This window comes from Profundibacter amoris, from assembly GCF_003544895.1.
Lineage (GTDB): Bacteria > Pseudomonadota > Alphaproteobacteria > Rhodobacterales > Rhodobacteraceae > Profundibacter > Profundibacter amoris.
In genome coordinates, this window is sequence record NZ_CP032125.1 from 1,405,777 (window position 1) to 1,418,940 (window position 13,164).

Sequence of the window (13,164 nt, forward strand, 5' to 3'; positions counted from 1 at the left end):
CACTTTCATCAAATGTTTGTCCTTGCTGCGTTTCATTCTTCAGCCTTTTCGCGAGGTGTTTTGGGCATCGTCTCGGGCAGTGCGCCTGCCAGTGTTGTCTGGAGCTTTCTCACGCTATCCGAAACCGCAATGCGTCCGTGATGGACATAGTCCTCGTGGTTTTTCTCTATCGACGAAACGTCATAAACATAGTTGACCAGCAGTCCAAAAGACTGGTTAAAACCATTATCCGAACGGTCGCCAAACCAGTTGATCCGGTTCAACTCGGCACCATTTCGCAGATGAAACCGTGCGACAGGGTCAACGGGTTTGCCGTCTTCTTGCACCTCCAAAAGGTAATGGGCACAAAGCGCTTTCAGGAAGGGGCCATAGGGTTCCAGATCATCAAAAGAGGTGCATGTTTCCAGTCGCAAAAGAACCTCTCTTTGCGCATCTGCCAGATTATCGCCGTCTTTAATTGCACATTCCTGCGCAATCCATTTACGAAAGCCGGGAAGGGGGGACAGGGTTGAAAACGCTACAATACCAGTGGCTTCGCTTTGCAGTTCAGACACCACTTTCTTGATCAGGAAATCACCAAAGGAAATACCCCTTAGGCCAGCCTGACAATCATTAATCGAGTAAAATATCGCCGTATCGCGCTGATCCGGCGGTGTGATTTCGGCTGCTTTGCTTAGAATATTATCGACCGATCCGGCCAGCCCATGCACCAGCGCAACCTCGACAAAAATCAAGGGCTCATGGGGCAAGGCCGGGTGAAAAAAAGCATAGCAACGGCGATCATCGGCCAAACGGCGGCGCAGGTCATCCCATCCGTGCATTTTGTGCACGGATTCATATTGCATGATCTTTTCAAGAATACTGGCAGAGGTTTGCCAATCAATGCGCCGAATGCTCAGGAAGCCACGATTGAACCATGAGGAAAGCAAATGGCGCAGATCAAGGTCGATGCACATCCATTCTGGCCGCGCCTTAAGGTGGGCCAGCAGCTTGGCCCGCATATCTACCAACATCGCGGTGCCGCCTTGGGCTTGATTTATACGACGAAACAGGTTCTGGCGTGCGGCTTCTGCGGCCTGCATTAACATGCGCAGGCTGTCAGGGGCGCGACTTTCTTTATAGGCTTGTGCCGCGTCGATCACCTGATCGGGGTTCAGATCACATTCGGTGAGCAGATAATCAAACCATGCATCCAAAGCGGCAGCGTCGAGCGCATAATATGCCGAGACAATGTCATGTGCCAGCGCGGCAATGGTGGCCTCGCCTTTGACCTGCATCAGATCGGAACACAGGGTTTGAATATCCCTTGCCTGTGGTTTGTCACGCTGCAACCAATCATGGCCGGCCTCGACCACCGAGCGCAGAAACTGATTTAGCATGGGGGGGATCCGTTCGCGGTTTCAAAATCAGGGATTTTCCAGTCCTTACCCGGTTCAGCGGCCAATAGCTGCTGGGTGTAGGCATGGGTCGGGGCATTAAACACAGCGTCCACTGTGCCGCGCTCGACAATCTCGCCGTCTTTCATGACGATGATATTATCACATATCTGGGCGGCGACGCGCAGGTCATGGGTAATAAAGACCAGTGTCAGTCCGAATTCATCGCGAATATCGGCCAAAAGGTTTAGCACTTCTTTTTGAACCGATACATCCAGCGCCGAAACCGCCTCGTCGGCGATCAGCACCTTTGGCTCGACCGCGAGTGCGCGCGCAATGCATATGCGCTGGCGTTGGCCACCGGAAAATTGCGCGGGGTAGCGCTCCAGGCAATCGGGGCTGAGCTGAACGATTTTCAACAATTCCGCCGCCCTTTTAACAGCTTCCGCACGCGGGACCCCAAAATTAAGCGGGCCTTCGATCAGCAGTTCCCCGATGGTGCGGCGCGGGTTAAGTGCGCTGTAGGGGTCCTGAAAAATGATCTGGATATCCTTGCGATGGGCGCGCAATTCCTGATGGGAGAGCGCTGCAAAATCCACATCATTTATCACGATCTTGCCGCTATCTGGCTCCAGAAGCTTGATCAGGCAGCGCACAAGCGTTGTTTTGCCCGAGCCGGATTCCCCAACAATGCCAAGGGTTTCCCCGCGCCGCACCTCGAAGCTGGCCCCTTTTACCGCCTGCACCGTCCGGGTTTTACCGAAAAGGCCGCCACTGGTGTGAAAGGTTTTGACAATGTTGCCAGCGGTCAAGGTCACGGGGCTATCTTCTAAATCCCGGGGCGGGGCACCGGTTTGGCGCGGCACCGCCGAAATCAGCATTTTTGTATAAGCGTGCCGGGGGCGGTTCAAAACATCATCGGCGCTGCCATGCTCGACGATATGGCCGTTTTTCATCACCACCACCCTGTCGGCAATCTCTGCGACCACGCCAAAATCATGGGTGATAAACAATATCCCGGCACTATGCTTGGTTTTAAGCTCTTTCAGCAGCGATAAAATTTGCGCTTGTGTGGTCACGTCGAGTGCCGTAGTTGGCTCGTCGGCGATCAGCAGCTTTGGGTCCAGCGCCAGCGCCATGGCGATCATCACCCGTTGCCTTTGCCCGCCGGAAAGCTGGTGGGGGTAACTTTTCCGCAAGTGCTCGGGCTCTGGCAAATGCACCTCGGTAAGCAGGTCAAGCACGCGTTGCTTGCGTTCTGCCCCGCTCATTTTACGGTGCTTTTTAAAGATTTCCTCAATTTGGTTGCCCACCGTATAGCACGGGTTCAGCGCTGTCATCGGTTCCTGAAAGATCATTGCCATTTGGTCACCGCACAAGGATTTTCGCTTGCGCTCGGGCAGGTCCAGCAGGTTTTGCCCTTCAAAGATTATCTTGCCCGCCGAAGGTTGCAAGGCCTTGGGTAACAGCCCCATGGTGGCGAAGGACGTAACCGACTTGCCAGAGCCGGATTCGCCGATAACACACAGGATTTCTTGCGGGCGCACTTCCAGGCTCACCCCCTCGACTGCATAGGCGCGATCGCCGCCTTTGGGGATGGAAATCGAGAGGTTTTCGATCGAGAGAATGGGTTGGGTTGATTGTGTCATCTGCTGTCTCCCACGCTCTAATTGCGGCTTTCGGGGGCTGCGATATCGCGCACCCCGTCGCCCAAAAGGTTGATGGCAAACACCAGAATAAAAATCGCGCTGCCCGGAATCGTGACCATCCATGCTTTGAAAAACATGAATTTGCTCGCTTCGGAAACCATAAGCCCCCATGACGGCAGGGGTGGCTGCACCCCGAGGCCAAGGAAGGACATCGAGGCTTCAAGCAAAATCGCATGGGCCATTTCAAGGGTCGCGACCACCACCAACTGATTGAGCACATTGGGGAAAATGTCTTTTGCCAAAATGCGTGGCGTGCTGGCACCCAGCACCTGGGCGGCGGCAATATATTCCATATTGCGGATTTGCATTGTGGCCGAGCGCATAACCACCGCGAACCTGTCCCACAGTAAAAACCCGAGCGCCATGATGACGATAAACAGTGAATTGCCAAGCGAGGCGACCACAGCCAAAGCGATCAGCACCAGGGGTAGGGAAAGGCGGTTGAGGATCAAAAAGCTGATCACCATATCAACCCGCCCGCCAAAATACCCAGCGGTGACCCCCAAAATGGTGCCGATCGTTCCCGAGATCAGCACGGTCGAAAACCCGATGATCAGCGCAATGCGCGAGCCGTATATCATCCGGCTCAGGTAATCGCGCCCCAGCCCGTCGGTGCCAAACGGGTGCGCCCATGTTCCTTTCTCGTTCCATACCGGGTCGATCAGGCGGCTGGAAAGGTCTTGTAGATAGGGGTCATACGGGGCCAATAGCGGTGCGAATATGGCCATTGCGAAAATTACCAGCAAAACAAACAGGCCAAACTGAAAGCCGCGATGCATCTTGAAGCGGGCGATCATGTTTTGGCGCGGTGTCGGGCGCGGCTGGCCTTCCAGACTGTCGGCGATCGTTGTCATTTTTGTGTCTTCCATAATTTGCCCCTAGCCCAGCCGGATGCGGGGGTCTAACCAGCCGTTAAGCAGGTCAGCGATCAGGGTCATGAGGATGTAGATAACGGCGAGGATCAATACGATCCCTTGCACCACCGGAAAATCGGCGCGCTGTACGGAAAGCAGGGCCAGATGACCAACGCCGTGCATGGTGAAAATGCTCTCGATGATCACCGAGCCGCCGAGCATAAAGCCAAGCTGCACCGCGGTAAGCGAAACCACGGGAATGAGTGCATTTCTGAGCGCATGTTTGAACAGCACAACCCGGGTATCCAGGCCCTTTGCCTTTGCGGTGCGCACATAGTCTGACGAGAGCACATCAAGCATACCGGCGCGTGTCAGGCGCATGATGGCAGGCATGGCATAATAGCCAAGCGCGATGGAGGGGATAACAAAATGCGCCCATGTCTCATTGCCCGAAATCGGCAACCAGCGCAGCTTGACCCCGAACAGCAGCATCAAAAGCAGGGCAAACCAGAAAGTAGGCATGGCTTGGCCCAATACAGCCACGGAAAGGCTGGCGCGGTCTATCCATGTGTTGGGCCTGAGCGCCGCGATGATCCCCAGCGGAATAGCCACAATAACGGCAAAACACAGGGCGAAAAAACCAAGCCAAAGGGTAGTGGGGAGCCGATCAAGGATCACATCTTTGGCAGGGGTCTGGAAGTAGAGCGATTTGCCCAGATCGCCTTTTACTATATTTCCGAACCACTCGAAATATTGCACAGGCAGCGGCCTATCCAGCCCGTATTTGTCCCGAACCGCGTCAATATCGGCCTGCGTTGCGGCCTCTCCGGCAATGGCGGTTGCCACGTCGCCGCTCAGGCGCACAAGGCTAAACGCGATGATCGAAACAGTGAAAGCCACCAGCATAGCAAGGGCCAGCCTTTTGAGCGTATAAATCAGCATTGTTTTTGGTGTCCAGAAAATTGGCCCCCCCATGAGGCGGGGCCAACGTGAAAGGAAGCTTACTTCCAGGAAGCGGTAAAGAAACGCGGGATTTCGTCTGCCGCCGGCGTGAAGTTCAAGCTTTTGGCAAAGGCGTAATTGTAGGAATAAGACCACAGAGACAGCCAGTAAGCCTGATCCGAGATGCGGGTAAGCGCTTTTTTGTAGGCGTCTTCGCGGGTAGCCAGATCAATCGTGGTATTGCCGATTTCCAACCAGTCATTGACCTGTTGGTCACGCGCCAGATCACGCTCGATGCCGTTGCCAAAGTAAACACCCGTTGAGCCAGACGCATCATTCACAGAGTAAGACCCCCATGTCCAGAAAATCAGCGCTGTTTTGCCTGCAATACTCATATCGCGCAGCACACCGGGCTTTTGCAGGTTTAGCGTGACATTGATGCCGATTTTACCCAGATCATTGGCCATAACTTCGGCAAGATTTGTGTCTCGGTAGTAAAACAGCTCCAGATCAAACCCGTCCGGATAGCCGGCTTCGGTCATAAGCTGTTTGGCTTTGTCGATGTTGTAATCATAGGTCGGAACATCGGTTGTGCAGCCAACCTGGGTTGGATAACAGGCCGGATTAACCACCTGCGAGCCTTCAGGCAGCAGATTTTTCACAATATCCTGACGGCTAATCGCGTGTGAAATCGCCCGGCGGACCAACAGGTTGGTGATCGGGGTATCGCCCGACACGCCCGCCGCATCAAATTGCAAGAAGCCGATGCGCATGGTTTCACCACCCACAACCTGAATATCAGGCACGGCACTTAGCATTTGCGCTTGATCGGGGTCAGCTTTCCACATCCAGTCAACCCCACCGGACATAAGCTCGGCGATTTGCGTATTGGCATCCGGAATGGTGCGCCACACCAGTGTTTTAATGCTTGGCTGGCCTTTGGGGCTGCCGGCCCAATAGTTTTCGTTGGCCTCCATAACCACTTTTTGGCCTTGCTCGACGCTCACCACACGGTAAGGGCCTGTGCCAACAGGGTTGAGGTTCATGCCCTCTGGGCCAACTTTGGCATAATATTCGTTCGGATAGATCGGCAGCGGGCCAGCGATAAAGTCAATCGCGGGCGGGAAGGGCGCTTTTAAAAGAACGCGCACCGTCCATTGGTCAACTTTCTCGGCCCCCGCGATCCACTGCACATTGCGCTGGTTCAGGATCTCGTTATCGGGGTTGGAAATGAAGTTGAATGTATAAACAACATCATCGGCATCAAAAGGCTCGCCATTATGGAAGGTCACACCCTCGCGCAGTTTGAATTCAATCGTTGTGTCGTCGATCCACTCAAAAGATGTCGCCAGCGCGGGTTTGTAGCTGAAATCGACCGGATCACGATAGAGCAAGCTGTCCCATATGTGGCGTGTCATAATAATCCCGATCCGGTGGGTCGTGAAATATGAGTCCATATTATAGTTTTCCAGCCCCAACGCGATGTTGAGGGTGTTGTCATCCGCGCCCGCCGTTGCCGGTGTGGACAGCGCCATAAGGCCCAGACCTGCCGCCACTGCAAGCGTGTTGATTTTTGATTTTAGTTTCATTTTTCTTACATCTCTCTGTAATAAAGTATTGCCATGCAATACATAATATCGCATAATGGAAAATATGGACCAACATGTGCGAGGAGTCAACTTGTTCTTGCTGGCCTGTTTTGGAATTTTTGTGCACATCAGGAACCGAATATGAACCAAGACACCCAAAAGCCAGCGCGCAAGCCTGATAGCCTGTTTGTTGAATCAGTTGAAAAGGCCTTTCGGGTGCTTGAGGCCTTTTCAGGTGATCAAATCGACCTTGGGCTTGTAGAGATCATTGCGCGAACCGGCCTGAACAAAAGCGCGGCGCAGCGTTTTACCCACACCCTTCTTCGCTTGGGGTATTTAAAACGAGACCCGGCCTCGCGTCGCTATGCGCTGTCCCAAAAAGTGCTGATCAGCGCCCATAACTTCCTGAGTGCGGATACCTTGGTTAATCGCGCCATTCCCTATATTATTGACCTGCGCCGCCAGCTTAACATGCGTGTCGGTATGGGCTGTCTGCATGGGCAAAGTGCGATGTATCTTATTCCATTGCAAAGCAACAAAACCGCATTTCGCACTGCGCATCCCGGATTCAAGGTGCCGATTTTCTGCACTTCTACAGGGCGTGCCCTTTTGGCTGGCCGCCCCGATACCGAGGCGCGCGCAATGATCGAGCAGTGCGACCGGAAATCCTATACGCCTTATACCATTACGGATGTTGAAACCTTAATGGCCGAAATATCCCGCACCCGGGATCAGGGATTTTGCATCACCGATCAAGAATTTGTCACAGCCGATATCAACATTGCTGCCGCCATTACGGATGCCAAGGGACAAGCCATTGCCACCGTCACCGCCTCTGGCCCCAAAAGCGTCTGGACCCGAACGGATCTGGAAACCAAAGTGGCTGAATTGGTCATGGACACAGCAAGAACAGTATCCATGCATAGCCATCATCTGAACAATTAGGTCTGGCTTTCCACCTGTAAACGTAGCATCCGCTTCAGAATGCCAGTGCGTTATTACCTGACCTTGGTTCGTCAGCGAGGTGAATTTGTCGCCATATTCATATGAATAATTGTTTGCCGGATGGAACCTATGCTTTTATGGGTACAGGGGCATCCGTAGGGCTGTTCAGATTGCAAACTCAAGCACGGGTTTGAATGGGGATACAAAACGATTGCCCGGCCAAAGCGTTTGAATCGCGAAATACAAGACAAGAACAAGAGGATATCAAGTGCTTATCTCGACCAGCTACAAGTTTATCTTTCTGCACATTCCCAAAACTGCGGGTTCATCAATCTCGATTGCCTTGAAGAAATACACAGACCCCGATCCGCACACCCTGCTAAGCCGGATCACACGCCACCTTCCGAACGTTGAACCCGTCGAGAAAGCGCATTTTCGTGTCCATGATACGGCGGCCAAAGTAATTCGCAAACTGGGGCGGCCCGCCTATGAACAATTCTTCAGCTTTTCCGTTGTGCGTGATCCGTTTGATCATACGGTATCCCACTATGAGTATATGAAACAGTTCCGCACCAAACGGGTTGCCGAAATGATCCAGAAAATGGAATTCGAGGAATTTCTGGAATACAGGATGTCGCCGAAGCGCTGGTATGATCCAATTTTCGCCAAATTTCCGGGGCAGGCGTATTTCGTTGCTGATCCTGACGGGAAAATACTTGTTGATCGTATCGTGCCCTTTGAAACGGTGAACCAGGAGCTTGCCGGGATTGCCGAACAGTTAAATCTGCCATCGTTCGAATTGCAGCATCTGCACAAAACCAAAAGCAAATCGGCCAAACGGCCTTATCAGGATTACTACAACCCAACGACCGAGGATATGGTCAGAAACTACTTTGCCAAGGATTTCAAACTGTTTGGCTATTCTGACAAGCTGACCTGAGGAACCACGTTCACGCAATCCAAATTGAATGATCTGACCGCAGATCAGGCCATCAGGCTTTGGAATGTTTGCCGGATAAACGGTATGCTGTGAAATTTATCAAGGCATAGTAGCGGGCCGAAAGGCGCTCGGACAGGTTTGGTAATGTCCCTGCAAATTTCCAGCTTTCCCGCAGCATCCCTGATTTGGTCGCAAGTTTGATATAGCGACGTGCAATGTGTTGCCGTGCTTGTTTGTCTGAATGCATCAGGCGCTGATAACGCTGAAAGATTGTCAAGAATGATTGCGCGCGATCCGCGCTTTGTATGCGGCTGGTTACATGGCCCAATTCGGTGGCCGCGGTTTGGGCGCTGTGTTGGTGAACCCTGACGCCGGGCTTTGCCGAGAACCACCCGGCTTTTCCTGCGTCGATTAAACGGCACAGATATTCTGTATCTTCATTGGTTGCCATCGCCTCGTCTATCGGGCCAAGTTCTTCAAACACGTCGCGTTTGATCCAGAACCCCATACCAAAGCCACAAATCCGCCGCCGGAAGGGGGCAGTGTCCGATATAATGCCCTGATCCAGTTTGTTGTTTTCAATTGTATCCTCGGTTCTGCCATCCGGTTTTTTGCTAGAAACCAGATAGGCGGAAAAACCATAGGCAAGGCCGGGATGGTTTGGCACAACATTCCCCAGAATTTCACGGCAGTAATCGGCAAGAAATTCATCATCGTCATCAAGGAAAAAGACAACCTCGCCCTTTGCGGATTTCATCCCGAGATTACGGGCCGCTGCAGCCCCCCCCTTGTCGCCATTCACCAGACAAACCAGTCTTGGATCGTCAAACTCCTCTAACACAATCTGCGCAGGTGGGTTGCTTTTGTCATCTATGACGATGACCTCGGAATTGTCGGGGGCCGCATCCAGTGCCGATTTGACCGCTCGCCTAAGTAGGTTGGGGCGGTCTTTTGTCGGGATAAGAATTGTGCATGGAATTGTCATATTATGGTGCTACCCAATTTGCTACAGTTCTGCACATCGCAGGTCCTAACCCATACCTGCCGGGCGAATTACAACACTAATAGGCAGCAAGTTGTGATTGAACAATAGACAAACGAATGCGCGGCTTGCGGTTTTCAGATTTATTCAATGCAAAACCCTTTAAACTCCCAGCGTTGTAATGTTACGGTAATCGTGACGTAGCAACAGAGATAATCATCATGAAAGCAGTCATTCTGGCAGGTGGTTTTGGCACCCGTATCAGTGAGGAATCCGCCTTGCGGCCAAAGCCTTTGGTTGAAATCGGTGGCAAGCCCATTCTTTGGCACATCATGAAAACCTATGCGGCGCATGGCGTGAACGAGTTCATTATCTGCTGTGGCTACAAGGGCTATATGATCAAGGATTATTTCCTGAATTATTACTTGCACCAGTCTGACATCACCGTTGATCTGGAAACCAATGAAACCCGTCTGCAACGGCTGGTGGCCGAACCGTGGAAAGTGACGCTGGCGGACACGGGTGAAAGCACCATGACCGGCGGGCGGTTGAAACGGGTTTATGACTATGTGAAGGACGAGGAGTTCTTTTTCTTCACCTATGGCGACGGGGTTGCCGATATAGATGTGAGCGCACAGATCGCCCATCACAAGGCGCATGGCAAACTGGCGACAATCACCGCAGTACAGCCGCCGGGCCGTTACGGGGCGCTGGATCTGGACGGTGATCAGGTGCGTGATTTTGTTGAAAAACCCCGCGGGGATGGCGGCTGGATCAATGGCGGGTATTTTGTGCTGTCGCCAAAGGTGATTGACTATATCGAAGACGACGAAACATCGTGGGAGGGGGACCCGCTGACCCGCATTGCCCATGAAAACCAATTGAACGCCTATTTCCACAAAGGGTTTTGGCAGCCGATGGACACCCTGCGCGACAAGAACCATCTGGAAGAGTTGTGGACCAGCGGGGCTGCCCCGTGGAAGGTGTGATGTTGACCCCGGAATTCTGGCGCGGGAAACGGGTTTTCCTGACCGGTCACACCGGTTTCAAGGGCAGTTGGCTGGTCTGTATCCTGTCCCGTCTGGGGGCTGAAGTGCACGGGTTTGCGCTGGACCCCGATGATGGTCCAAACTTGTTTGATCTGGCCCATGTTGCGGGCTTGCTGGCCGGTGACACGCGCGGGGATATCCGTGACGCGGCAGTGTTCAGGCAGGCCTTGCAGGCGGCACGGCCGGACATTGTTTTCCATCTGGCGGCGCAATCGCTGGTGCATGCCTCTTACGAGGATCCGCTGGGCACGCTGGCCACCAATATCATGGGCACCGCCCACCTGTTCGAGGCGCTGCGCAAGATTGGCAATCCGGCGGTGGTGGTCAATGTCACCAGCGACAAATGCTATGAAAACCGCGAATGGGTCTGGCCCTACCGCGAAAACGAACCGATGGGCGGCAAGGATATCTATTCCGTTTCAAAGGGTTGTGCCGAACTGCTGACCACGGCATACCGGCAGTCCTTTCTGGCCGATCTGGATATTGCCACGGCGACCGCACGGGCGGGCAATGTGATCGGTGGCGGGGACTGGGCCGACAACCGTCTGATCCCCGATATGGTGCGGGCAATGGCCGATGGCCAGGCGCCCGTGCTGCGCGCGCCCAAGGCCCTGCGCCCGTGGCAACATGTGCTGGAGCCGTTGTCGGGGTACCTGATGCTGGCCGAACATCTGGCACAAAAACCGAATGATTTTGCCGAGGGCTGGAATTTTGGCCCCGGACCCGCGGACACAAGGACCGTTGCCTATGTGGTCGAAACCTTTCTGAACCTCAGCCACAGCGAACTGCGCCCTGTCATTCAGCCCCATGCCTACAAAGAGGCGCAAATCCTGAAACTGGACAGCGCCAAGGCCAATGCCCATCTGGGCTGGACCCCGCGCTGGTCGATTGATCAGGCGCTGTCGCGCACGGCCGACTGGTATTGTGCCCACGTCGAGGGGCAGGATATGGCGACCTTCACGATGCAGCAGATCGGGGAATATTTCGGGGATAGCCTTGGCACATCTTGAAATCTCCAAAACGGATCTGGACGGGGTGATGCGCATAGACAAGCGCAAACTGGGCGATGCGCGCGGGCATTTCTCGCGCCTGTTCTGCAATCAGGAACTGGCCGGGGCCGGGCTTGATATGGAAATTGCCCAGATCAACCACAGCTACAGCGCCCGCAAGGGCACCCTGCGCGGGATGCATTTCCAGTATCCACCGGCGAGCGAGGTAAAAATCGTCAGCTGCCTGCGTGGCCGGATTCTGGATGTGGCCGTTGATCTGCGCGAAGGCTCGGACAGTTTCGGGCGCTGGACGGCGGTTGAACTCTCGGCCGAAAACTGGTGCAGCCTTTATATTCCGCCCGGATTTGCCCATGGTTTCCAGACGCTGGAACCTGATGTCGAACTGCTGTATCTCCACTCTGCGCCCTATACGCCCGACTGCGAGGGCGGGGTAAACCCGTTAGATGATGAAATAGGTATTAAATGGCCCCTAGATGTGACCGAAATATCCCCGCGGGATCAGGCCCTGCCGACGCTGCGAAATCTGCCCCGCAAGATCAGCCCGGATGCCGCCACTGCGCCGCCCCGCTGACCCGCGTTTTTGTCGATCTGGGCAGCGCGCCGCCGTCAAACGCCTATCTTGCACCCGCAGATTTGCAAAAGCCGGAAATCTGGCTGCCGTTGCGGGTGCTTTACTGTGATCAGTGCTGGCTGGTGCAGACACAGGATTTCGCCGCCGCCGACAGTCTGTTCACCAGCGATTATGCCTATTTCAGTTCGATGTCGGCCTCGTGGCTGGATCACGCCGCCCGCTATGCCGAACAGATGACGGCACGTTTCGGGCTGGGCAAGGGCAGCATGGTGGTCGAGATCGCCTCGAACGACGGCTATCTGCTGAAGAATTTCCAGACCGCCGGCATTCCCTGTCTGGGGGTCGAGCCTACCGCCGCCGTGGCCGCAGAGGCCCGCAAGCTGGGCATCGAGACCCGCGAGATTTTCTTTGGTGTGGAAACCGCACACAAGCTGGCGGCAGAGGGTATTTCCGCCAAACTGATGGCCGCCAACAACGTGCTGGCCCATGTGCCGGACATCAACGATTTTGTCGGCGGTTTCAAGGTATTGCTTGCTGCGGACGGTGTGGCAACATTCGAATTCCCGCATCTGTTAAATCTGGTGCGCCTGAACCAGTTTGACACCATCTATCACGAGCATTTCTCCTACCTCAGCTTGCTGTCCGTTGCGCGGATCATGCGCCGTCAGGGGCTGGAAGTGTTCGATGTGGAAAAACTGACCACCCATGGCGGCAGCCTGCGGGTGTTTGTGCAGCACGCGGGCGGTCCGCAACAGGCAAGTGATGCGGTGCAGGCGCTGCTGGATGAGGAAACCGGCGCGGGCATGGACACGCCTGCATTCTATGAGGGGTTCCAGAACACGGTCGAGGGGATGAAGGACGCTTTGCTGTCCTTTCTGATCGATGCCAAAAATGCCGGTAAAACCGTGGCCGCCTACGGGGCCGCTGCCAAAGGCAATACCTTTTTGAACTTTGCCGGTGTGCGCCCCGATCTGATCCGCTTTGTTGTGGACCGCAGCCCCGGCAAACAGGGCCGCTATATGCCCGGCAGCCGGATCCCGATTGTCAGCGAGGAAACCATCCGCGAAACCCGTCCGGACTATGTGTTGATTCTGCCATGGAACCTGCGCACGGAATTGTCGGACCAACTGGCCTATATCCGTGACTGGCAAGGGCAGTTCGTGGTCGCCGTGCCAAAACTGGAGGTGTTCTGATGCG

The 13,164-nt window shown here is 54.4% G+C and carries 12 protein-coding genes; 6 read left to right on the plus strand and 6 right to left on the minus strand.

What is annotated here, in order from left to right; all coding sequences use genetic code 11:
* Positions 1 to 32 precede the first annotated feature (32 nt).
* The 5 genes from BAR1_RS07050 to BAR1_RS07070 are packed head-to-tail and all read right to left on the minus strand — an operon-like array spanning position 33 to position 6,470.
* Complete coding sequence (locus BAR1_RS07050; RefSeq protein WP_118942366.1) at positions 33 to 1,379, minus strand: malonyl-CoA decarboxylase domain-containing protein; 1,347 nt, start codon at positions 1,377 to 1,379, stop codon at positions 33 to 35.
* Positions 1,373 to 3,025 carry an ABC transporter ATP-binding protein gene (locus tag BAR1_RS07055; RefSeq protein WP_118942367.1) on the minus strand — a complete coding sequence of 551 codons (1,653 nt, stop codon included), beginning with the start codon at positions 3,023 to 3,025 and terminating at the stop codon, positions 1,373 to 1,375. The genes BAR1_RS07050 and BAR1_RS07055 overlap by 7 nt, the downstream gene beginning before the upstream one ends.
* 17 nt (positions 3,026 to 3,042) lie before the next feature.
* Positions 3,043 to 3,939 (minus strand): ABC transporter permease, encoded by an 897-nt coding sequence (locus tag BAR1_RS07060; RefSeq protein ID WP_407681532.1) that lies wholly within the window; start codon positions 3,937 to 3,939, stop codon positions 3,043 to 3,045.
* Positions 3,940 to 3,963: 24 nt separating this feature from the next.
* Positions 3,964 to 4,881: an ABC transporter permease gene (locus BAR1_RS07065; RefSeq protein ID WP_118942369.1), complete on the minus strand. Its 918-nt coding sequence runs from the start codon at positions 4,879 to 4,881 to the stop codon at positions 3,964 to 3,966.
* A 59-nt stretch (positions 4,882 to 4,940) separates the two neighbouring features.
* Positions 4,941 to 6,470, minus strand: coding sequence for an ABC transporter substrate-binding protein (locus tag BAR1_RS07070; RefSeq protein WP_118942370.1), 1,530 nt, complete (start codon positions 6,468 to 6,470; stop codon positions 4,941 to 4,943).
* A gap of 33 nt (positions 6,471 to 6,503) precedes the next feature.
* On the opposite strand from BAR1_RS07070, the gene BAR1_RS07075 reads away from it, so the two are divergent.
* Both BAR1_RS07075 and BAR1_RS07080 read left to right on the plus strand, forming a co-directional pair.
* A complete protein-coding gene (locus BAR1_RS07075) occupies positions 6,504 to 7,415 on the plus strand; it encodes an IclR family transcriptional regulator (RefSeq protein ID WP_118942371.1) in 912 nt (303 codons plus the stop codon).
* Positions 7,416 to 7,683: 268 nt separating this feature from the next.
* Complete coding sequence (locus BAR1_RS07080) at positions 7,684 to 8,355, plus strand: sulfotransferase family 2 domain-containing protein (RefSeq protein WP_162891691.1); 672 nt, start codon at positions 7,684 to 7,686, stop codon at positions 8,353 to 8,355.
* Between the two features lie 52 nt (positions 8,356 to 8,407).
* Here the strand turns inward: BAR1_RS07080 and BAR1_RS07085 are convergent, their stop codons facing one another.
* A complete protein-coding gene (locus BAR1_RS07085; RefSeq protein ID WP_118942373.1) occupies positions 8,408 to 9,340 on the minus strand; it encodes a glycosyltransferase family 2 protein in 933 nt (310 codons plus the stop codon).
* Positions 9,341 to 9,558: 218 nt separating this feature from the next.
* Between BAR1_RS07085 and rfbF the strand changes: the two genes are divergently transcribed.
* The 4 genes from rfbF to BAR1_RS07105 are packed head-to-tail and all read left to right on the plus strand — an operon-like array spanning position 9,559 to position 13,160.
* Positions 9,559 to 10,326 carry a glucose-1-phosphate cytidylyltransferase gene (rfbF, locus tag BAR1_RS07090; protein ID WP_118942374.1) on the plus strand — a complete coding sequence of 256 codons (768 nt, stop codon included), beginning with the start codon at positions 9,559 to 9,561 and terminating at the stop codon, positions 10,324 to 10,326.
* Complete coding sequence (gene rfbG / locus BAR1_RS07095; protein WP_118944382.1) at positions 10,326 to 11,396, plus strand: CDP-glucose 4,6-dehydratase; 1,071 nt, start codon at positions 10,326 to 10,328, stop codon at positions 11,394 to 11,396. Before rfbF ends, rfbG begins: the two co-directional genes overlap by 1 nt.
* The gene (rfbC, locus tag BAR1_RS07100; RefSeq protein ID WP_228408783.1) at positions 11,383 to 11,967 is read left to right on the plus strand and encodes a dTDP-4-dehydrorhamnose 3,5-epimerase; all 585 of its coding nucleotides are present in this window, start codon (positions 11,383 to 11,385) and stop codon (positions 11,965 to 11,967) included. The genes rfbG and rfbC overlap by 14 nt, the downstream gene beginning before the upstream one ends.
* The gene (locus BAR1_RS07105; RefSeq protein WP_118942375.1) at positions 11,859 to 13,160 is read left to right on the plus strand and encodes a class I SAM-dependent methyltransferase; all 1,302 of its coding nucleotides are present in this window, start codon (positions 11,859 to 11,861) and stop codon (positions 13,158 to 13,160) included. The genes rfbC and BAR1_RS07105 overlap by 109 nt, the downstream gene beginning before the upstream one ends.
* Positions 13,161 to 13,164 lie beyond the last annotated feature (4 nt).